At 67.2% G+C, this 19400-nt stretch carries 20 protein-coding genes, 5 tRNA genes and 1 pseudogene; 8 read left to right on the top strand and 18 right to left on the bottom strand.

Annotation, left to right across the window (positions count from 1 at the left end):
* Positions 1-99: 99 nt before the first annotated feature.
* From ABB28_RS18195 to ABB28_RS08890, 6 genes are all read left to right on the top strand, one after another.
* The gene (locus ABB28_RS18195) at positions 100-582 is read left to right on the top strand and encodes a hypothetical protein (protein WP_057508287.1); all 483 of its coding nucleotides are present in this window, start codon (positions 100-102) and stop codon (positions 580-582) included.
* Complete coding sequence (locus tag ABB28_RS08910; protein WP_057508286.1) at positions 579-824, top strand: hypothetical protein; 246 nt, start codon at positions 579-581, stop codon at positions 822-824. Before ABB28_RS18195 ends, ABB28_RS08910 begins: the two co-directional genes overlap by 4 nt.
* Before the next feature lie 76 nt (positions 825-900).
* Positions 901-1104, top strand: coding sequence for a hypothetical protein (locus ABB28_RS08905; RefSeq protein WP_057508285.1), 204 nt, complete (start codon positions 901-903; stop codon positions 1102-1104).
* Positions 1101-1391: a hypothetical protein gene (locus ABB28_RS08900; RefSeq protein WP_057508284.1), complete on the top strand. Its 291-nt coding sequence runs from the start codon at positions 1101-1103 to the stop codon at positions 1389-1391. Before ABB28_RS08905 ends, ABB28_RS08900 begins: the two co-directional genes overlap by 4 nt.
* Before the next feature lie 466 nt (positions 1392-1857).
* Positions 1858-2064: a hypothetical protein gene (locus ABB28_RS08895; protein ID WP_057508283.1), complete on the top strand. Its 207-nt coding sequence runs from the start codon at positions 1858-1860 to the stop codon at positions 2062-2064.
* On the top strand, positions 2061-2321 hold the full coding sequence (locus ABB28_RS08890; protein ID WP_197974241.1) for a hypothetical protein: 261 nt from the start codon (positions 2061-2063) through the stop codon (positions 2319-2321). Before ABB28_RS08895 ends, ABB28_RS08890 begins: the two co-directional genes overlap by 4 nt.
* Positions 2322-2329: 8 nt before the next feature.
* Here the strand turns inward: ABB28_RS08890 and ABB28_RS08885 are convergent, their stop codons facing one another.
* Positions 2330-2977, bottom strand: coding sequence for a hypothetical protein (locus tag ABB28_RS08885; RefSeq protein ID WP_152983430.1), 648 nt, complete (start codon positions 2975-2977; stop codon positions 2330-2332).
* A gap of 74 nt (positions 2978-3051) precedes the next feature.
* Between ABB28_RS08885 and ABB28_RS08880 the strand changes: the two genes are divergently transcribed.
* Both ABB28_RS08880 and ABB28_RS08875 read left to right on the top strand, forming a co-directional pair.
* Positions 3052-4002 (top strand): phosphoadenosine phosphosulfate reductase domain-containing protein, encoded by a 951-nt coding sequence (locus ABB28_RS08880; protein ID WP_057508281.1) that lies wholly within the window; start codon positions 3052-3054, stop codon positions 4000-4002.
* A complete protein-coding gene (locus ABB28_RS08875) occupies positions 3999-4337 on the top strand; it encodes a hypothetical protein (RefSeq protein WP_057508280.1) in 339 nt (112 codons plus the stop codon). The genes ABB28_RS08880 and ABB28_RS08875 overlap by 4 nt, the downstream gene beginning before the upstream one ends.
* On the opposite strand, the gene ABB28_RS08870 is transcribed toward ABB28_RS08875, so the two are convergent.
* The 17 genes and pseudogenes from ABB28_RS08870 to ABB28_RS08790 form a co-directional block, all read right to left on the bottom strand.
* Positions 4338-5453, bottom strand: a complete 1116-nt coding sequence (locus ABB28_RS08870; protein ID WP_057508279.1) for a site-specific integrase — start codon at positions 5451-5453, stop codon at positions 4338-4340. It abuts the gene before it with no gap.
* A 162-nt stretch (positions 5454-5615) separates the two neighbouring features.
* Positions 5616-5689: transfer RNA gene (locus tag ABB28_RS08865), tRNA-Cys, on the bottom strand.
* Between the two features lie 66 nt (positions 5690-5755).
* A tRNA-Gly gene (locus ABB28_RS08860) sits at positions 5756-5831 on the bottom strand.
* Between the two features lie 154 nt (positions 5832-5985).
* A tRNA-Gly gene (locus ABB28_RS08855) sits at positions 5986-6061 on the bottom strand.
* A gap of 154 nt (positions 6062-6215) precedes the next feature.
* Positions 6216-6291: transfer RNA gene (locus ABB28_RS08850), tRNA-Gly, on the bottom strand.
* Between the two features lie 109 nt (positions 6292-6400).
* Positions 6401-6476 (bottom strand) — tRNA-Gly (locus ABB28_RS08845).
* Positions 6477-6522: 46 nt separating this feature from the next.
* Positions 6523-7146: a CDP-diacylglycerol--glycerol-3-phosphate 3-phosphatidyltransferase gene (pgsA, locus tag ABB28_RS08840; protein ID WP_057508278.1), complete on the bottom strand. Its 624-nt coding sequence runs from the start codon at positions 7144-7146 to the stop codon at positions 6523-6525.
* Positions 7147-7155: 9 nt separating this feature from the next.
* Positions 7156-8997, bottom strand: a complete 1842-nt coding sequence (gene uvrC, locus ABB28_RS08835) for an excinuclease ABC subunit UvrC (protein WP_057508277.1) — start codon at positions 8995-8997, stop codon at positions 7156-7158.
* Positions 8994-10406 (bottom strand): hypothetical protein, encoded by a 1413-nt coding sequence (locus tag ABB28_RS08830; protein WP_057508276.1) that lies wholly within the window; start codon positions 10404-10406, stop codon positions 8994-8996. The genes uvrC and ABB28_RS08830 overlap by 4 nt, the downstream gene beginning before the upstream one ends.
* Before the next feature lie 65 nt (positions 10407-10471).
* The gene (kdsB, locus tag ABB28_RS08825; protein ID WP_057508275.1) at positions 10472-11242 is read right to left on the bottom strand and encodes a 3-deoxy-manno-octulosonate cytidylyltransferase; all 771 of its coding nucleotides are present in this window, start codon (positions 11240-11242) and stop codon (positions 10472-10474) included.
* Positions 11243-11278: 36 nt separating this feature from the next.
* Positions 11279-12298, bottom strand: a complete 1020-nt coding sequence (lpxK, locus tag ABB28_RS08820; RefSeq protein ID WP_057508274.1) for a tetraacyldisaccharide 4'-kinase — start codon at positions 12296-12298, stop codon at positions 11279-11281.
* On the bottom strand, positions 12298-14046 hold the full coding sequence (gene msbA / locus ABB28_RS08815) for a lipid A export permease/ATP-binding protein MsbA (protein WP_057508273.1): 1749 nt from the start codon (positions 14044-14046) through the stop codon (positions 12298-12300). The genes lpxK and msbA overlap by 1 nt, the downstream gene beginning before the upstream one ends.
* Positions 14043-14465, bottom strand: a complete 423-nt coding sequence (locus tag ABB28_RS08810) for an ExbD/TolR family protein (RefSeq protein WP_042614192.1) — start codon at positions 14463-14465, stop codon at positions 14043-14045. Before ABB28_RS08810 ends, msbA begins: the two co-directional genes overlap by 4 nt.
* 3 nt (positions 14466-14468) lie before the next feature.
* Positions 14469-15149 carry a MotA/TolQ/ExbB proton channel family protein gene (locus tag ABB28_RS18370; protein ID WP_057508272.1) on the bottom strand — a complete coding sequence of 227 codons (681 nt, stop codon included), beginning with the start codon at positions 15147-15149 and terminating at the stop codon, positions 14469-14471.
* 7 nt (positions 15150-15156) lie between these two features.
* Positions 15157-17598 (bottom strand): annotated as a pseudogene (locus tag ABB28_RS08800) (DNA internalization-related competence protein ComEC/Rec2); the annotation flags it as partial.
* Positions 17599-17664: 66 nt separating this feature from the next.
* Positions 17665-19011: a sensor histidine kinase gene (locus ABB28_RS08795; protein WP_057508271.1), complete on the bottom strand. Its 1347-nt coding sequence runs from the start codon at positions 19009-19011 to the stop codon at positions 17665-17667.
* Between the two features lie 2 nt (positions 19012-19013).
* Positions 19014-19400, bottom strand: a 387-nt coding sequence (locus tag ABB28_RS08790; protein ID WP_161809861.1) for a winged helix-turn-helix domain-containing protein, incomplete at its 5' end; no start/stop codon positions are given.

The raw sequence follows: 19400 nt of genomic DNA, 5'->3' as shown, positions 1-19400 counted from the left end.
CCTGGTGCTTACAAGCAACCCCGACGCTCAGGTGCGTGCCGGCAGTGAGTCGATGCATTTCGGCGCCGCTATGCGTGCCCTGAACAACGAGGCCGCGCGATGACCGCAAAGATCCAACGCTACGGCCGCGCAGCGAAGATCCGCGACGTGCTGTTCGCGATCCCGACCGGCGCCACCACCGTAGAGATCAAGGCTGCGGCCGACCTGTCCGACAAGCTCAGCGCGATCGGAACCTCGCTCGTTGCCATGCGCAAGAGCGACCAGGTGACCATGACGATGGGCCCGAACAGCATCGTCTGGCACCTGACGCCAAAGACGCGGGCCGAGATGGCACGAATGGCTGCTACAGCGGCGGCGTTCAACCGTCCGCGGCGCGCGCCCCCGGCACCGTCTGCCCGCCCGTCCGACAGCAGCACGACGATCCGACACAAGGACGACGCGCGTGCCGCAATCGCCGACCAGCTCGACGCGTTCCGCCGAGCCGGCGGCAAGGTAGAGGTCCTCGGCAACACGCCCTTCAAGTCGGTACTGAACCGTCGTCAGGGCAATGACAGCCGCATGTCACGGAGCGCCAAGGCATGAGCCATCTCACTGTCCCCCTCTACTGCGCCGGCACCACGGCATTTCTGCTGGCGCTGCTGCTCCGCGCAATCTGGACAAGCGCTCACAGCTTCACCCTGCTCTTCCTCGCTGCCCTGCTGTTCTTCGCCTGGCGAACCTACGCGGAAACCCGCAAGAACTGGCCGGCGTTCAAGGGCGAGATGCGTAGGCGAACGGACGACCGCCGGCGGGCAGCGCAGCAGAAGCGCTATCGCCACCACTGACTTGTGCCCGCTCGGTCCATCCGAGCCCCGCGCCGTCCGGGTTCCACGCGCCGGTAATTCATCAGAAAACGTGTCCATGCCGAAGCAGCTCGACATCTTCCAGAACGACCCGGGACGCATGGCGGTGCTCTATCGCGCTTCAGCCGAGACCGCCTTGAAAGACGCCCAGTTCACCCAGCCGGTTCGCCAGGACCGGCACGACCACTACCTCCGCGAGGCCGAGCGACTTGAAGCGCTGGCCGCCCAGTGCAAGGCCACTCAACCAGGATCCGAAGAATGACTGACACCACAACAATCAAGATTTTCAGCATCACCGATTCGGAATGGTGGATGGGCACTGATCTCGCGTCGGTGGTGAAGGCTGTCCAAGAAGAGTACGACCTGGACGACGACGACACAGCCAACGCCGCGGAGTTGGCCGAGGAAGACCTCGATGCGCTCAGGTTTGCTGCCACTGACGAGAGCTATCGGCTGACGGGAACGACACGCACCTTCCGCGAGCAGCTCGCCATCGAGATCGGTGCCGGTGGTCAATTTCCGCGTTTGTTTGCCATGGAGGAGTTCTAATGGCTGACGGCTCCCGCTCCTTCAACTTCCCAGCGCCACAGCGGTCGCGCCCGCGCCCCGTCGAAGTCGTGGTCGACCTGTTCGCCGGCGGCGGGGGTGCCAGCGAAGGCCTGAAGCAAGCACCGTGTCCGCGCGCTTGCTCGACGTGTCCCACAGCTACCCGAAGGCAGCCTGATGAGCCTCTGGCGCACAACCGAGGTTCAGGCCCTGCGCCAGATGGTCGGCAGCGACGCGATCACCGTCGCTGCTGCGCTGGGCCGGACGCCGCGCGCGGTCCAGAACATGGCACGCCTGCAGGGAATTCCGGTACCGCGCCAGCAGCACGTCCTGCATTGGCCGACCGCCACGAAGCGCCGCGCCGCGCCCGCTGCATGCGGGCCAGTGGCCACACCGTCAACCAGCTCAGCGCTGCGCTTGGTGTTCCGTTCGGAACCGTGCGCCGCTGGGTATACGAAGGAGCAGCAGCATGAGCACCTGGAAAACCATCTCCAGCGCCCCTCTGGACCAGGTCGTCATGACGAAGATTGACGACGTCGACGGGTGCCGCAATGAGCAGAAACTGATCCAGACGCAGCGGGATCCCGGGTGCCGTCGGATATGGTGGTTCCCGGACATGAGCATGTACGTCTACTACCAGCCGACGCACTGGCGCCCGGTGGGAGAAGGCGCATGATCGGTCGCCACGCCACCCGCCGCGCACCGAAGGCCACGCTCGGCTTCGCGTGGGGCCGCTTCCCGACCGAGGATGGCTCGGTCATCAGCTACCGCCCTTACCGCCAGGATCATCGCCGCGCGGTGCACATGCACGTCGTCAGCTTCTTCGTCCACGACGACGCGCGCACGGCTGCCGCGATCCTGCGCCGCGCGCGCAAGTTCCTGCGGGACAAGGTGGACGAGATCGATCTGGCAGCTATGGGGGTGGCGACGTGAGCCGAGTTTCAATCATTCTCCTCAGAAAATTTCTGGAGCTCGTCAAATATTTGCCGGTAAGAATTCGTAGGCTCCACAAAGAAGGGAGTCACGTTCAAGCTTGCCTTCAGCATTTCTTTAACCGCGCGCCGTATAGCAACGAACATGTCTTTGGCGGCTTGGTCCAGAATAATCTCCGGATAGTCTCCCCCCCAAGGGATGCGACCGTGGAAACGGCGGCAGAGGTCAGCGATCGCCCTTCCTTGACCGATAAGGTCAGCTATGTCCTTGCCGATCTCTCCCTCGAAGTTGTGCAGCTTGTCCTGGGCGCTCTCTGCCGTCGGCATCAGGGATGCCTGAAATTCAGTGAGTACCCACGTCAGGTCTCGACGATCAGCAATCAAACCTGGGCCACCTACATTGGCCTTCCTCATCGTGTGCAACACAGCGCCGAGCTTCGGAGGCAGAAGCGAAATCTCCACCGACAGCAGGCTGCGCAAGATTCCGGCTGTCCCATGCCGAAGCGCAACGGTTTCCTGATGCTGCTGTGCAGCGATCTTCGTAGCCTCATCCGCGATTTCTGTGGCTCGCTTCGAAGTTCGATGAGCAAAGACAGCAACCACAGTGGTTGCAATAGCCGCACCAAGCCCGACGACCACTGCAGTCCAGTCGGCCACGTTTCCCCAATCCACTGCGAGCGGGCATATCGCCATCGCCTTACCTCCCTGTCCCTGTTGGAGCCGATTCTGCCATGAACGCCGTCAGCATCCAGCACCTGGTCAACGTCTCTGGCGGGAAGGACAGCACCGCGGTTTACCTGCGCGCGATCGAGAGCGGGCGCCCGTTCCGGGCCGTGTTCGCCGATACCGGCAATGAAGATCAGCGAGTCTATGACTTCATCGCCGAACTGCCGCATCTCACGGGCGGGCCGGTTGTCGAAACCGTGCGTGCCGACTTTAGCCGCCAGCTGGCCCAGCACCGCACCTACATCTTGGAAAAGTGGCCGCAGCAGGGTATTGCAGACTCCATCGTGCAGCAGGCCGCAGCGCTCCACGAACCGACTGGCAATCCCTTCTTGGACCTGTGCATCAGCAAGGGTCGGTTCCCGTCCCGAATGGCGCAGTTCTGCACCGAAGAACTGAAGACCCTCCCCATCACGCTGCAGGTTGTGGGGCCAATGCTGAAGGCTGGCCCGGTGCTGCAGTGGCTGGGCATCCGCGCAGAAGAGTCAGCAAACCGCTCCAAGCAGCCGCGCTTCAACCGGCACGAATCGGGGTCGATGGTATGGCGCCCGATCTTCGACTGGTCAGTGGAGCAGGTCTGGGCCCAGCACCGGAAGCATGGCATCGCCCCGAACCCGCTCTACGCCCTGGGAATGGGCCGAGTCGGCTGCATGCCCTGCATCAACTGCCGGAAGAGCGAGCTGCGCAACATCGCGGACCTGTTTCCTGACCACATCGAGCGGATCCGCCAGTGGGAGGAGATCGTCGCATCGGCCAATAAACGTCGGAGCGCGACCTTCTTCCCGGCAGTCACCGACTCCACCGATATCGACCGCCCGGGCAGCTACTCGCGGATAGACACGCTGGTCGAATGGAGCCGCACTGCCCGAGGCGGCAGGCAGTTCGACCTGTTCTTCCAGGCGCAGTCTGGCGGCGGCTGCACGTCTGACCTCGGCCTCTGCGAAAGGAGTGCAGCGTGAGCCAGCGTCGCGAACTTGCTCAAGAACAGGACGACACACTGGGCCTGGAGGACGCCGCCAGGGTGCTTAGGCTGGGCCTAGAAGCCATGAAGGCCTTGGTGGAAGAAGGCACGGTGCCCGCCGTTCGGCTCAACCAGAAGCACACGGTCATGCTGCGCGAGGACCTGATCGAGTTCCTGCGCGCAGAGGGCCGGCGCCAGGCTGCGGAACGGAAGGCAGCGATCGGCAAACGGCCGGCCGCCAATAGCGAGCAGCCGGCGCCCCAGCGCGCCAGGCCGGCGAAGGCCCGGCGGATCTCACCGCCTGACCTCGCCGCGTACGAGGTCAAGGGCTGATCACCAAAGGTGGTCAGCCAGCGTGGATGCGCGCAAGTTGGCGTAGCGCTTGAGCTGCCTCGGGTCCCGATGGCCGGTGATGCTGGCAATCTTCAGGTCGCTCAGCGTCGTCCTTTCGTACAACCGGCTTGTGGCTTCGTGACGCATGTCGTGGAAGTTGAGGTCGTTGCACCCAGCGGCCTGAAAGATGCGGTCAAACTGGCGCGACAGCTGTGACGTGATCTTCGCCAAGGCCTTCTTATCCGGGTTGCCATCCCACCAGGGGAACTGGCGCAGTTCGGATCCGCCACCGTAGGCGGTGAGCTTCGCCACCAGCACCGACGACATGGGCACCTGACGCTTGCTGCCGTTCTTGGTCTTGCTCAGGAAAATCGTTCGCCGCTCCAGGTCAATCTGGCTGCGCTCCAGCGTGTACATCTCCCGCATGCGCATGGCCGACTCCAGTGCCATATCAAACAGCAGGGTCAGGGCCTCCGAGTGGCGCAGCTCGAGCGGGCGCTGCCGGCCTTCCGGTTTAGCGCCAGCCAGAATGGCGCGGATCCGATCCTCCTCCCCCGGCTCCAGCCGCCGGTCACGCTCCACATCCGCCTTGATCGCGCCCTCGATCTTGGAAACCGCAATCACGTCGTCAGGCGTATAGGTCGAGTAGCCGCGCGGCAGCAGCCGCAGCGGATTCAACGGCACCGCTCCGTGGGCAGCGAGCCAATCGAGCGCACGCGAGAGCGCTCCGACGTGGTGCCGGATCGTGGATGGCGCGAGATTCTGATCGCGCTTCATGGAGGAAACCCATGCCGTCGCCCAGGTAAATGTCAGCTCGGGCAAGGTGATGCCGATCGGCAGCCTGGCGAGCACCACCGGCAGCAGTTTGTTGTCGTCGACGGACACATGCTGGACGCTGCGGTACTCGCTGACCTGGGCGCGAAGATCCTTCGCCGCTGCCTTGGTGTTGGCTAACTCCTCCGGCACGATGCCGCGATCGAGCAGCGCCTCCAGGCGACGAACGTACTCATCGCCCTCTGCTTCGGATTCGAAGCTGAGGTAGATCGGCTGCGGCAGGAGCTTCGTCCTGCGCACCGTGTAGTGCCACGTATTGCCCCGCTGCCTCTTCGTTGCCATCGCTCACCTCAACTCGCGTACACGCACTCGGCACATGCTAACGCGAGTTTGCCACTCGAAAACGCGTGGCAACCCGATGATTTCGACCCCAAATCAGGGGATTGCGGACCTGCCTGCCAAACGCCAGACATAAAAAAAGCCCTGATAAATCAGGGCTTTGTCTGGAGGCCTGGGTCGGAATTGAACCGGCGTACGCGGCTTTGCAGGCCGCTGCATAACCACTCTGCCACCAGGCCGGTGTACAGCTACCAGGAATGCGATGTCCTGGTAAGACGAAACCCCTGTCGGGGCCTGTCAGGATTTGGAGCGGGAAACGAGACTCGAACTCGCGACCTCAACCTTGGCAAGGTTGCGCTCTACCAACTGAGCTATTCCCGCGTGAGGCCGACATGCTACCGGAAGACCCGGAACCACACCAGCGTTTTCACGCTTTGAAACACCGCTTTTCCGCTGCGCCGCCAGCGTCTGCCGGCATCGCCCCGCACGGCCGGTGCGGGAGAAAAACAAAGCCCCTTCCGGGGCCCGGTAAAACTGGAGCGGGAAACGAGACTCGAACTCGCGACCTCAACCTTGGCAAGGTTGCGCTCTACCAACTGAGCTATTCCCGCAATCTCTTCGACCTGCGCCGAAGAAGCGATATTGTGTCGAAATTCCTTCATCTCGTCAAGCCTGTTCAGCTCTCCGATCGCAGCAATCACGCACCTAGCGCACCTTCGAATACAGGCAAAAAAAAGAGACCGCGTGGGCCTCTTCTTCAAAACCTGGAGCGGGAAACGAGACTCGAACTCGCGACCTCAACCTTGGCAAGGTTGCGCTCTACCAACTGAGCTATTCCCGCTTGGGAGGCGGAATTCTACACGGCCTGTCGCAGGTGTCAAGAGACGGCGTCGCGCCCCTGCCACCTTACCGGCACAAAAAAAGAGGCCTTTCGGCCTCTTTTCAGAATCTGGAGCGGGAAACGAGACTCGAACTCGCGACCTCAACCTTGGCAAGGTTGCGCTCTACCAACTGAGCTATTCCCGCTTGGGAGGCGGCATTTTACCTGTCTTCACATCGGTGTCAACAGCTTTCAGCCGCCCTTCTTCAGGCGCGCGCGTTCGCGTGCCGCGCGTTCATCGGCGCGCAGGCTCGGCCAGGCCGCATGCAGGTACTGCAGGCCCGACCACAGGGTCAGGATCGCGGCGATCGCCAGCGTCCAGTCGCCCATGTGGAACACCGGCGGGCCCATCCAGATGTCCTCCACCGGCGTATTCGGCGCCACCGAATACAACAGGCACAGCAGCGCGACCATCTGCGCGGTGGTCTTCACCTTGCCGATCACCGCCACCCGTACTTTCGCCCGCTGGCCCAGTTCGGCCATCCATTCGCGCAGTGCCGAAACGGCGATTTCGCGGCCAACGATCACCGCCGCCCAGAATGCCATCCACGGCGTGGGATGGCCCTGCACGATCAGGAACAGCGCCACGGCCACCATCAGTTTGTCGGCCACCGGATCCAGGAACGCGCCGAACGCTGATTCCAGCTGGTAGCGCCGCGCGATCCAGCCATCCAGCCAATCGGTGATCGCCGCCAGGCCGAACAGCGCCGCGGAGGCGAAGTTGGTCCATGTATAGGGAAGATAGAACACCAGCACCAGCACCGGGATCATCAGGATCCGCAGCAGGGTCAGCCAGGTGGGGAGGGTCAGCGTCATCAGTAATCTCTACTCGCCTGCCGCATTCGGCTCGGGCAGTCCATGAAGGTTAGCGTAGATACGTGCGGCCAGGGCAGCATTGATGCCTTCCACCTTGGCGATTTCTGCCTCACCGGCCGCCTTCAGGCCGACCAGTCCGCCGAAATGCTTGAGCAGGCTGGCCCGCCGGCGCGGCCCGATGCCGGCGATGTCTTCCAGCTTGCTGGTCATGCGGGCCTTCTGTCGGCGCCCGCGATGGCCGGTGATGGCGAACCGATGCGCCTCGTCGCGCACCTGCTGGATGAACTGCAGCGCCGGCGAAGCGGCGCCGGGACGCAGTTCGCGGCCGTCCGGCAGCACCAGCGCTTCATGCCCGGCGCGGCGTTCGGCGCCCTTGGCCACGCCGACCAGCAGCACGCCTTCCACGCCCAGGTCGGCCAGCGCGGCCTGTGCCTGCGCCAGCTGCCCGGCGCCACCGTCGATCAGCAGCACATCCGGCAGCACGCCCTGCTCTTCCACCGCGCGGCGGAAGCGGCGATCGATCGCCTGGCGCATGGCGGCGTAGTCATCGCCGGGTTCGATGCCGCTGATGTTGAAACGGCGGTACTGCGCCTTCACCGGCCCGGCCGCGTCGAACACCACGCACGAGGCCACCGTCGCCTCGCCCATGGTGTGGCTGATGTCGAAACATTCCACCCGTTTGACCGGCTCGGCCAGGCCCAGCATTTCGCGCACCGCTTCGCTGCGCGCATGCTGCGAATCGCGGCTGTTGAGCTCGGTGGCCAAGGTCAGCTGGGCATTGCGGCTGGCCAGTTCCAGATAGCCCGCGCGCTCGCCACGCACGTTCCACTTCAACTGTACGCGGCGCTCCGAAGACGCGGAGAAAGCCGCTTCCAGCAGCGCCGCATCCGGGATTTCGCGATCCAGCAGGATCTCGCGCGGCGGCTCGAATTCCACGTAGTACTGCGATACGAACGCGCCCAGCACTTCTTCCGGGCTGTCTTCGCCATTGGTGCGCGGGAAGAACGGGCGCGTGCCCATGTTGCGGCCATCACGGAAGGCCAGCAGCATCACGCAGGCCTGCGCGCCACGGGTGGCCACCGCCAGCACGTCCAGGTCGGCGGCGCGGCCGTCCACGTACTGGCGGGTCTGCATGCTGCGCAACGATTTGACCAGGTCGCGCAGGCGCGCGGCCTGCTCGAATTCGAGTGACTCGCTGGCCGCCTGCATCTGCTCGCCCAGCTCGCGGGTCAGCTCGTCACTCTTGCCTTCCAGGAACATCGACGCGCGGCGCACTGATTCGGCGTAGTCCTCGGCCGCCACCAGCTCCACGCAGGGCGCACTGCAACGGCCGATCTGGTACTGCAGGCACGGCCGCGAGCGGTTCTTGAACACGCTGTCCTCGCAGCTGCGCAGCTTGAACAGCTTGTGCATCAGGTTAAGCGTTTCGCGCACCGCAGTGACCCCGGGGTACGGCCCGAAGTAGCGGCCCGGCACGGCGCGCGGCCCGCGGTGCAGCGCGATGCGCGGCCACTGTTCGCGGGTCAACAGCACGTGCGGATAGGTCTTGTCGTCGCGCAGGGACACGTTGTAACGCGGCGACAGCGATTTGATCAGCTGGTTTTCCAGCAGCAGCGCTTCGCTCTCCGAGCGCGTCACGGTGACGTCCATGCGCACGATCTGCGACAGCATGGACATGATCCGCGCGTTCTTCGGGCTGCCGTTGAAATAGCTGCCGACGCGGTTGCGCAGCGCCCGCGCCTTGCCGACGTACAGCAGCACGTCATCGGCGGCGTACATCCGGTAGACACCGGGCGCGGTGCTCAGCGCGGCGGCGAACGCCTTGCCATCAAAAGCGGGTACAGCGTTCATTCGGTGATCGGCACGTCGCTCAGCACGCCACTGGCCGGATCAAAACGCAGCACGGCGTGGGCGTCGGTCTCTGCGATCCAGACCGCACCGGATCCCACCGCCAGTCCGGCCGGCCCATGCAGCCGGCGTGGCAGTGCCTGGGTGACCAGTTCGCCGCCGCCCAGGCGCAGGGTGCGCAGGCGTCCGTTGCCGGCATCGGCGATCCACAGCAGCGGTGCATCCGGGCTCAGCGCGATGGCCTGCGGGAACTGCAGGCTGGCGCGGTCACGTGGACCGTCCTCGCTGCCGTGGTTCCACACGCCCTGCCCGATCAGCGTCTGCACCAGGTCGCCGCGCAGCTGCACGCAACGGATCGAAGAGGCCAGCGCATCGGCCACGTACAGCGCCTGCTGCACTACCGCCAGCCCGGTCGGCTGGGCGAACGCAGCCACGTTGCCACTGCCGTCGCGCTGGTCGATGGCACCGCTGCCGGCGCGCCGGGTGAGGCGTCGCTGGCCCAGGTGATAGCTCCAGATACGGTTGTCACCGGCCATCGCCACGTGGAGTTCATTGTCCGCCAGGGCCAGCCCGGTGGGATGGTTCAGCGCCACGCTGCGCGGGTCGTTGACCTGGCCTTCCAGCGGTTCGCCCGGCCGGCCATTGCCACACAGCGTGTCGACCTGGCCGGTGATGATGTTGATGCGACGCAGGGCGTGGTTGCCGGTGTCGGCCACGTACAGCGATTCGCGTTCCACCACCAGCGCCTGCGGCCGGTTGAAGGCCGCTTCCTGCGCGCCGCCGTCCATGAAATCCGGCGTGCCCTGCCCGAACTGGCGCAGCACGCGCCCGCCGTGCGTGCACTCCAGCACGCGGTGGTGGCCGCTGTCGGCGATGTACAGCCGTTCGGTGGTGACCGCCAGCCCGGTGGGGAAACACAGCGGCAGGCGCGGCTCCGGGTGCAGCTCGCGCAGCGGCTCGAATGCCGACGGCTGCCCGCTGCCGCAAAGTTCGTTGAGCGCGCGGTCCAGCTCGCCCGGCTGGCCCAGGCCGACCAGCCGGCTGCTTTCGCGGCCATACACATCCATCAGCACGATGGTCGGCCAGGCAGTGACCCCGAAGCGCCGCCAGCCGTCCCAGTCGCTGTCCAGCAGCGCGATCGAATGCAGTCCCTGCCGCCGCAACAGCTTCAGGCTGGCCGCTTCTTCGCGCTCGAAGTCAAAGCGCGGCACCTGCAGCACCAGCACCTGCAGCCGCCCGGGATGGCGCGACTGCCAGTTCGCCACTTCGGCCAGGCGCTGCGCGCACCACGCCGATGCGGCGTTGACGAACAGCAGGGCCAGCGGTTGCCCGCGCAGCTCGCTCAGGGTGGCGGGCGCGGCGTTCAGCCACGTGGCGAACTCGGGGAGGTCCTGGACGGGTTGGGCATTCATGCCCTGATTATGCCGGACCGCGCGTCATGCAATCGTTGTGCCACGCGGTTTTTTTATGCACCCGCTCAGGCCTGGCCGCTGGCCAGCAACTGTTCGGCCCGGTGCAGGTCTTCGGGGGTGTCGATGCCCGGCGGGAACGGCGCCGGCGAGAGCGCGGCGCTGATCGGGAACCCGGCCTCCAGCACCCGCAGCTGCTCCAGGTTTTCCACCTGTTCCAGGCTGCCCGGCGGCATCGCGGCGAACTGCTGCAGGAACCTGGCGCGGTAGCCATAGATGCCGATGTGGCGCAGCCACTGGATCCCGTCCGGCAATACGTCGCGGCTGCGCGCGAAGCCATCGCGGTGCCAGGCGATCGGCGCCCGGCTGAAATACATGGCCTCACCGCGCGCGTTGCGCACCAGCTTGACCACGTTGGGATCGAACAGCGTGGCCGCATCTTCGACCGGCGTGCACAGCGTGGACATCGGGGCGCGGCCGCTGGCCAGCGCGTCGGCCACCGCACGGATGCCGGCGGCCGGTGCGAACGGCTCGTCACCCTGCAGGTTGACCACCACCGTGTCATCGGCCCAGCCCGCGTGGCGGGCACATTCGGCCAGCCGGTCGGTGCCGGAGGGGTGGGCCGGATCGGTCATCGCCACCTGCACGTCCTGCAATCCCTCCAGCGCCTGTGCGATGCGCGCATCATCGGTGGCCACCCACACTTCGCGCGCGCCGGCCTGCAGCGCGCGGCGCGCCACGTGCAGCACCAGCGGTTCCCCGCCCAGCAGGCGCAGCGGTTTGCCGGGCAGGCGCGAAGCGGCGTAGCGGGCAGGAATGGCGACGACGAACTCGGTCATGGGGCTCTCCGGTTACAGGCCACGCGCGCAGGCGGTTCAGCGCGCGCGCAGCTTCTCAAGGCGGTCGGTCAATGCCACCCAGAAGGCAGCGGGCAGATCGGCCTGCAGGGGAATGGCGAAGTGCCAGTCGTTGGCGAAGGCGCGGCACTTCACCGCGTCCTTTTCGGTCATCAGGATCGGCAGCTCGCTGCCAAAGCGCAGGTCCTGCGGCTGGTAGGCGTGGTGGTCGGCGAAGGCATGCGGCACCACGCCGATGCGTTCGGCGCGCAGCATGTCGAAGAAGCGCTGCGGGTGGGCGATGCCGGCCACGGCATGCACGCGCTGCCCGGCAAAGTGCGAAAGCGCGCGCAGGCGTCCGCCGACCAGCGGCTGCGCACTGTCGATGCGCAGGCGCATCGGCCATTGCCCGAACCCACAGGCCACCGCCGCGTTTTCCGAGCTGGCGGCGCCCTGGTTGACCACGCGGAAATCACATTCGCCCGCGCGCGCCACCGGCTCGCGCAGCGGGCCGGCCGGCAGCAGCCGGCCGTTGCCATAGCGCCGCTGGGCGTCGATGACTTCGATTTCGATATCGCGCGCCAGGCGGTAGTGCTGAAGGCCGTCATCGCAGACGATCACATCGCAGCCGGCTTCGACCAACACCTTGCCGGCCGCCACGCGGTCGGCATCCACGCGCACCGGCGCACCGGTCTTCCACGCGATCAGGACCGGCTCGTCGCCGCCCAGCGCGGTCGGCGTATCGGCGTCCACCCAGCGGCCGCTGTCGGACTGCTCGCGGCCGTAGCCGCGGCTGGCCACCCCCGGCTTCCAGCCGGCGGCGCGCAACTGCTGCACCAGCGCGATGGTCAGCGGGGTCTTGCCGGTGCCACCGGCGGTGATGTTGCCGACCACGATCACCGGTACCGGCAGCGCGTGCCGCTTCAGCCAGCCGCGCCGGTACAGGCGCCGGCGCAGGCCGGACACCGCTGCATACAGCGGACTGAGCAGGCGCATGCCGAACGGCACCGCAGAGCCGTCGTACCAGTAGGCTGGTGTCTGGGTACCCTTGCCGGACATCAGGCCTGCCTTTCGCGGAACTGCATGTTGTACAGGTGCTCGTACAGCCCGCCCATCTGAAGCAGTTCGGCGTGGGTGCCGCGCTCGACGATGCGGCCCTGGTCCATCACCAGCACCTGGTCGGCGTGTTCGATGGTGGACAACCGGTGCGCGATGACCAGCGTGGTGCGCTCGGGCATCAGCCGCTGCAGGGCATCCTGCACCAGCCGTTCGGATTCGTTGTCCAGCGCGGCGGTGGCTTCGTCCAGGATCAGGATCGGCGCATCGCGCAGGATGGCGCGGGCAATCGCCAGGCGCTGGCGCTGGCCGCCGGACAGCAGCGCACCGTTCTCGCCGACCGGGGTGTCCAGCTGCTGTGGCAGGCGCGCGATGAACTCCCAGGCATTGGCCGCTTCGGCCGCCGCGCGGATCTGCTCCTGGCTGGCCTGCATGCCGTAGGCGATGTTCGAGCCGATGGTGTCGTCGAACAGCATCACCTTCTGCCCCACCATCGCCACCTGGCGGCGCAGGTCGGCCAGCGGGTAATCGTCCAGTGCCACGCCATCCAGGGTGATGCGTCCGCCGCTGGGCTCGTAGAAGCGCGGCACCAGCCGGATCAGGCTGGTCTTGCCACTGCCCGAGCGTCCCACCACCGCAGTCACGGTGCCGGGGCGTGCGACGAAGCTGATGTCGTCCAGCGCGGTGCCGGCGTCTTCGCGGTAACGCAGCATCACGTGCTCGAATGCCAATTCACCGCGTGCGCGTTCGATGCGCTTGCTGCCCTGGTCACGCTCCACCGGCATGTCCAGGATGGAGAACAGCCGCTCGGCGGCGGCCACGCCGCGCGAGATCGAGGTCTGCACGCTGGTCAGCCGGCGCAGCGACGGGATGATCGCCATCATCGAGGTCATCAGGCCCATGAACTGGCCGGCGTTGAGCTTGCCGACCAGCGCTTCGCGGGTGGCGACCCAGACGATCACCGCCAGTGCCAGCGCGGCCAGGAACTGCACCGTGCTGGAGGCGAAGGCGCGGGTGGTCTCGACCTTCATGTTCAGGCCCAGCATGCGGTTGGCCAGCCGCGAATAACGGTCGATCTCATGCCGCTGGGTGCCGTGCACCTTCACTTCCTGCTGCGCGGACAGCGATTGTTCGGCGGTGGCGGCCATGGTGCCCATGCCGTCCTGGATGCCGCGGCTGATGCGCCGGTAGCGCTTGCCCACGTAGGACACGATCAGGCCGATCATCGGCACCACCACCAGCATCGCCATGGTGACCTTTACGCTCATCTGCAGCATCACCACCAGCATCGCGATGATGGTCAGGGTGTCGGCCACCAGCGTCTTCAGCGCATCGGCGCTGGCCTGGGTGACCTGTTCGGTGTCGAAGTTCAGGCGGCTGACCATCACCGGCGTGGCTTCGGTGTCGAAGTGCGAGGACGGCAGGTGCAGGTACTTTTCCAGCACCTGTTCGCGCAGATCGCGGACCACGCTGCGGCCGGTGCGCGCCAGCGTGTAGTCGCTGACCAGGGTGGCCAGGCTGCGCATCAGGAACAGGCCCAGGATGGTCAGCGGCAGGATCACCGCCATGCGCGGTTCCGGGTTGACGAAACCGCGGTTGACCAGCGGTTCCATCAACCGGGTGAAGGCGTAGCCGGCCAGGGCTTCGACGGCCATCGCCACGACGGCGGCCACCATGAACACCCAGTAGGCGCGGGTGTAGCCAAGCAGGCGTTTATAGATCGGCCAGACGGGCGCGTGTTTGGAACTCATTGACGCACCTCGGGAGCGGTCGCGATGGAAATCCGGCGGAAGCCGAGCTGGCCCAGTGCATCCTGGGCGGTGACCACGGCCTGGTAGGGAGTGCGCGCATCGGCACGCAGCAGCACCGACTGGGTGCGGTCTTCACCGGCCACCGCGGCGATGGTCTGCTTGACCGACTCCACGTCGGTGCGCAGCACTTCCTGGTCGTTGACGAAGTAACGGCCGTCGGCGTTGACCAGGATGCTCAGCGCCCGCGGTGGTTCGCTGTTGGCCTGCTGGCTGGCGTGCGGCAGCTGCACCTGCAGGGTGGAGCGCGCATCGAAGGTGGTGGTGACCACGAAGAAGATGATCAGCACCAGGATCACGTCGATCAGCGGCACCAGGTCGATATGCGGCTCATCGCCGGCGCGGTCGTTGCGGATACGCATCCGTCAGGCCTTGGCCGGGGCGGCGCTGCCGGGGTTGGCGGCAGCCGGGGCAGCCGGACGCGGCGGCGTGGCCATCACGCCCGGACGTCCATCCAGCGCATCCAGCAGCGCGCTGGCCTCCTGCTCCATTTCGATCACGTAACCGTTGATGCGGCCTTTGAAGTAACGATGGAACATCAGCGCGGGGATCGCCACGATCATGCCGGTGGCGGTGCAGACCAGCGCCTTGCCGATACCGCCGGCCAGCTGGTTCACATCGCCCACGCCGTGGTCCAGGATGCCCAGGAACATCTGGATCATGCCGACCACGGTGCCCAGCAGGCCGAGCAGCGGACCGGCCGAAGCAATGGTGCCCAGTGCGTTGAGGAAGCGTTCCATGCGATGGACGATGAAGCGCCCGGTGTCTTCGATGCGCTCACGGATCTGGTCGCGCGGACGATTGCGCGCGTCCAGCGCCGCCGCCAGCAACGCGCCCAGCGGGGAATTGGCGCGCAGGGTCGCCAGGTGGGCCGGATCCAGCTTGCCGCGCGCGGCCCAGTTGCGCACATCCTGGCCCAGGCCCGGTGGCAGCACCTCGTTGCGGCGCAGGGACCAGAAACGCTCCAGGACGATCGCCAAAGCCAGTACACCCAGCAGCAGCAGCGGCACCATCGGCCAACCGCCGGCCTTGACCAGTTCCCACACGTTTCCAACCCTCCGGCCCAGCGGCCGCCTGTTTGTCCACCGATAGGATAGCAGCCGCCCGCTCCCGGCCCGCAGCATTCCACCAGCGACCTGCATGTACCCGCTGCTCGCGCACCTGCAGCCCCTTTGCTCCCAGCCAGACATGCAGTGCACCAGAGGAGGCGGTGCCCAGCACTTCGGCACCGGACGCGGCCCAGCGCTGCACCACGTCGGCGCGCGGATGGCCGAAGCGGTTGCGGTGCCCGGCCGATACCAGCGCCAGCCGCGCGCCCACCGCCTGTACCCACGGCGCGCTGGACGAACCGGCGCTGCCATGGTGCCCAACCAGCACCGCGTCGGCCTTCAGCGCGCGCCGGCTGGAGCGCAGCAGTGCGGCTTCTTCGGCGACGCCGATGTCACCGGTGAGCAGGATCGCCCCGCGCGCGGTGGCGATCCGCAACACGCAGCTGGAGGCGTTGCCGCGCTGCGCACTGTCCCGCCCCGGATGCAGTATCTCGAACTCCACCCCATCCCAGCGCCACTGCTGGCCGCGATGGCAGGGCTGCGCGCCGTCGACTCCAGACCCTGCCGGCGCCCACACCGGGACCTGCGGGAAGGCGCGGCGCAGCCCCGGCAGGCCGCCCGCATGGTCGGCGTCGCCATGGCTGAGCAGCACGCGGTCGGGTACGCCGGCCCCCAGTGCACGCAGCGCGGGCAGCACCACGCGCTCGCCGGAATCGGTGCCGGCACCGGGCGGCCCAAGGTCATACAGCAGCAGCCGGGACGCGGTGCGCACAACCACGGCGGTTCCCTGCCCCACGTCCAGCACCAGCAGCTCGACCTCGCCCGGCGTCGGCAGCTGCCGATCCGGCCACAGCAGCGGCAGGCACAGCAACGGGGCCGCCAGCAGCCCGCCGCGGCCGCGCGGCAGCAGCCACCAGAACACCCCCAGCAGGGCCAGCGGCAGGGTCCAGCGCGGCGCCTCCGGCAACCACCACACCGCCCCGCTCCACGCCGCCAGCGGCTGCAGCCACCGCCAACTGACGTCGAAGGCCACGCCGGCAAGTCGCCAGCACCACGCTCCCAACCCTTGATGCAGGGCCTCCAGCGCGGTGCCGGACAACGCCAACGGCACCACCACCAGGCTCCACCACGGCACCGCCAGCAGGTTCACCAGCGGGCCGATCCGCGAGGCCTGCCCGAACAGGCTGATGCCGAGCGGCAACAGCGCCAGGCTGGCGATGCCCTGCGCGGCGAAGAACGGCTTGAGCAGCCCGGCGAGCCCGGCTTCGGCACGCTGTCCGCCGGGCAGGCACCACATCAGCCACAGCACCCCGCCAAAGCTGAGCCAGAAGCCGGCGGCGAGCACCGACAGCGGGGCGACCAGCAGGGTCGCGAAGGCCGCCAGCGCAAGCGACTGCGCCCACGGCATGCGCCGACGGCTGGCGCGCGCCAGCGCCACCACCACGATCATCAGCGCGGTACGCACGGTCGGCAGCGCCAGTCCGGCGACCAGTGCATAGCCCACCGCGCCGGCAGCCGCCGCCACTGCCGCCGCGGTTGGTCGTGGCAGGCACCGCGGCAGTACCGCGACGCAGCGCCACAGCAAGCCGGCCAGCAGCGCGAAACCGCCTGCCACCAAGCCCACATGGAAGCCGGAAATCGCGATGAGGTGGGTCAGGCCCAGCGCGCGCAGCTGCTCCCAGTCCGCGTCGCTGAGCTCGCGCGTGTCGCCCAGCGCCAGCGCGCGCAGGAACCGCGAGGTGTCGCCGGGTACCGCCTGCTGGATCCGCTGCGACATGCGTTCGCGCCATGCCGCCAGTCCGCTGGGACCTTCCAGCAGGACCGCAGCGGCACCATCGCGGACCTGGCCGCTGGCGGCGATGCCGAGCATCAGCGCGTGGCGCTCGCCGTCGAATCCTCCCGGATTGATCCGGCTGCGCGGCGCGCGCAGCCGCAGCGGAAGCTGCCAGCGTGAACCGGCCGCAACGGTGTGCCGCTGGCCCTGGGTCATCGCTCCCGGGACGGCGTGGGTGGGCGCGCCACGTGTGAAGGGCGCGCTCCAGTAGACCTGCACGCGCTGGCCGCGGAGCGCGCCGGGCAGTGCCGGGTCGTCATCGATGCGCAGCAGGAAGCGGCTGTAGGACGGGCGATGCTCGGGCAGGTCAATCACCCTGCCGCGCAGCACCTGGTCGACCGGTGGATCCTGCGGCGGAAGCTGCGCCTGCAACGCCCATTGTCCGTGCAGCCCGGCCCAGCTGAAGCCCACCAGCAGCATGCCCAGCCAGCGCCCCCGCCGGCGGGCCAGCCACAGGACGATGCCCAGCAACAGGCCCGACCAGGCCGCCGCGGGCGGCGGCAGCACCGGCAACTGGCAGCATGCCGTGGTCCCGACCACCAGCGCGGCGGCACTGGCCTTGCCCCACAGGCCCGGCGACACGACGAGATGATCGCAGGCCTGTCCCCCCATGCCGTCCAGCGTGGGCGAATGCCGCAACGGCAGCCATCAGCGTTCTACGCCCTGCAGGCTCGGGCTTCAGCCGGGACGGCGCACCGAACGGTTGAACGCGATCCGGAAACTGGCACCACCGCCCGGCGCTTCGCCCACGCTCACCGCGCCTTCGTGGTGCTGGATGATCTCCTTCACCAGGTGCAGGCCCAGCCCGCTGCCGCTGCCGGCTGCACGCAGTCGATGGAAGGGTTCGAAGATCGCCTCGCGGTCGTTTTCAGGCACGCCGGCGCCCTGGTCGGCGACCTCCAGCGTACCGTTCGCTTCCAGTCTGACGCTGATGGTGCCGCGACCGCCGCCATGCACGATGGCGTTGTGCACCAGGTTGGCCATGACGCGGCCCAGGGCGATGCCATCGCCGACGATCCACACCGGCTCATCCGGCGCATCCACCTCGAAGGAATATCCGGCCCCGATCACCAGCGGGGCCAGTTCCGCCGCCGCCGTGCGCGCCAATGCGGCCAGGTCCAGCGGCTGCAGCTTCTCCACGCTGCGGTCCAGGCGCTGCAGGTCGAGCAGGTGTTCGGCGACGTTGCCCAGCCGTGCGATGTCGTTCAACAACTGCGCCTTCAAGGCGCCCTGCGGCAACTGTGACAGGCGCGCCTGCACCACCGCGATCGGGACGCGCAACTCGTGCGCGGCGTCGGCCAGGAACTTGTCGCGCGCCGCATAGCCCTGCTGCACCTTGCCGATGGCATCGTTGAAGGCACTGACCAGCGGGGCGATCTCGCTGCTGACCAGCTGCGTGTCCAGCCGCGCGCCGGCCTTGCCGATGTCCAGCAGTCGCGCCTCGCGCGCCAGTTGCCTCACCCCGCGCATCGCGCGGTGGATCACCAGCGGCATGACCAGCAGGGTCACCACGATCAACGGCAGGAAGAACCATGGGCCGATCAGCCGCAGCACCATCAACGCGCCTTCCCACAGCCCGTGCTTGGGCTGGCCGCCGACCATCGCCGTCACCCGCCTGCCGTCCTGGTTGCTGATCACGATGCGCGCCGCATCCAGGTACGGCGGGGTCAGTGATCCCAGTTCGCTGTAGCCGACGCGCTCCAACCGCGACAGCAGTTCCCGATGGACCTCCGGCACGGCCCCTTCGGACAAGGTGTTGCCACGTTCGTCCACCGCGACGAACCACAGGTTGCCGCCGGCCTTCGCATTCAGTGCATCCCAGCGCTTGCGATCCAGCCGGATGGCGGTGCCGTCGCCATGCAGCGCCGCCACCACGTCGTCGGCGGTGAACATGTCCATGTGCACCGATTCCTGGTCGCCCCAGGTCAGGATCAGCGCCATCACCGCGATCAACACGGTGAACACCTGGGCCAGGCAGACACGCCAGGCCAGTCCCAGTGAAATGGATCGGATATCGGTGTTCATTTTCATGCCTCGGCCAACAGGTAGCCGACCCCGCGGATGACGTGGATTTCCACGCCCGCGCCGGCCTGCTGCAGCGCTTTGCGCAGCTTTGAAATATGCGCATCCAGGGCGTTGGACTGGATGTCGTCGTCGAAGCCGTACACCGCTTCTTCCAGCCCGCTGCGGGTCACCGTGCGCCCCTGGCGCAGGGCCAGCGCCTGCAGTACCAGCAGCTGGCGGCGCGGCAGCGCCAGCGCCTGCCCCTCCACCTGCGCCTGCAGCGATTCGAAATCAAAACGCAGTCGCCCCAGCTGCAGCACCGGCGTGACCATTTCGGTCGGGCGGCGCGATACGGCGCGGATGCGCGCCATCAGTTCTTCGATGGCCACCGGCTTGACCAGGTAATCGTC

The sequence above is a fragment of the Stenotrophomonas chelatiphaga genome (assembly GCF_001431535.1).
GTDB lineage: Bacteria > Pseudomonadota > Gammaproteobacteria > Xanthomonadales > Xanthomonadaceae > Stenotrophomonas > Stenotrophomonas chelatiphaga.
This window is presented reverse-complemented; position numbering and strand designations above follow the sequence as displayed.

What these genes read in the sequence shown, in the direction of transcription:
- ABB28_RS18195 (WP_057508287.1), top strand. Translation starts at nt 100, where the DNA reads ATGACCGCAAAGATCCAACGCTACGGCCGCGCAGCGAAGATCCGCGAC.
- ABB28_RS08910 (WP_057508286.1), top strand. Translation starts at nt 579, where the DNA reads ATGAGCCATCTCACTGTCCCCCTCTACTGCGCCGGCACCACGGCATTT.
- ABB28_RS08905 (WP_057508285.1), top strand. Translation starts at nt 901, where the DNA reads ATGCCGAAGCAGCTCGACATCTTCCAGAACGACCCGGGACGCATGGCG.
- ABB28_RS08900 (WP_057508284.1), top strand. Translation starts at nt 1,101, where the DNA reads ATGACTGACACCACAACAATCAAGATTTTCAGCATCACCGATTCGGAA.
- ABB28_RS08895 (WP_057508283.1), top strand. Translation starts at nt 1,858, where the DNA reads ATGAGCACCTGGAAAACCATCTCCAGCGCCCCTCTGGACCAGGTCGTC.
- ABB28_RS08890 (WP_197974241.1), top strand. Translation starts at nt 2,061, where the DNA reads ATGATCGGTCGCCACGCCACCCGCCGCGCACCGAAGGCCACGCTCGGC.
- ABB28_RS08880 (WP_057508281.1), top strand. Translation starts at nt 3,052, where the DNA reads ATGAACGCCGTCAGCATCCAGCACCTGGTCAACGTCTCTGGCGGGAAG.
- ABB28_RS08870 (WP_057508279.1), bottom strand. Translation starts at nt 5,453, where the DNA reads ATGGCAACGAAGAGGCAGCGGGGCAATACGTGGCACTACACGGTGCGC.
- pgsA (WP_057508278.1), bottom strand. Translation starts at nt 7,146, where the DNA reads ATGACGCTGACCCTCCCCACCTGGCTGACCCTGCTGCGGATCCTGATG.
- uvrC (WP_057508277.1), bottom strand. Translation starts at nt 8,997, where the DNA reads ATGAACGCTGTACCCGCTTTTGATGGCAAGGCGTTCGCCGCCGCGCTG.
- ABB28_RS08830 (WP_057508276.1), bottom strand. Translation starts at nt 10,406, where the DNA reads ATGAATGCCCAACCCGTCCAGGACCTCCCCGAGTTCGCCACGTGGCTG.
- kdsB (WP_057508275.1), bottom strand. Translation starts at nt 11,242, where the DNA reads ATGACCGAGTTCGTCGTCGCCATTCCTGCCCGCTACGCCGCTTCGCGC.
- lpxK (WP_057508274.1), bottom strand. Translation starts at nt 12,298, where the DNA reads ATGTCCGGCAAGGGTACCCAGACACCAGCCTACTGGTACGACGGCTCT.
- msbA (WP_057508273.1), bottom strand. Translation starts at nt 14,046, where the DNA reads ATGAGTTCCAAACACGCGCCCGTCTGGCCGATCTATAAACGCCTGCTT.
- ABB28_RS08810 (WP_042614192.1), bottom strand. Translation starts at nt 14,465, where the DNA reads ATGCGTATCCGCAACGACCGCGCCGGCGATGAGCCGCATATCGACCTG.
- ABB28_RS08795 (WP_057508271.1), bottom strand. Translation starts at nt 19,011, where the DNA reads ATGAACACCGATATCCGATCCATTTCACTGGGACTGGCCTGGCGTGTC.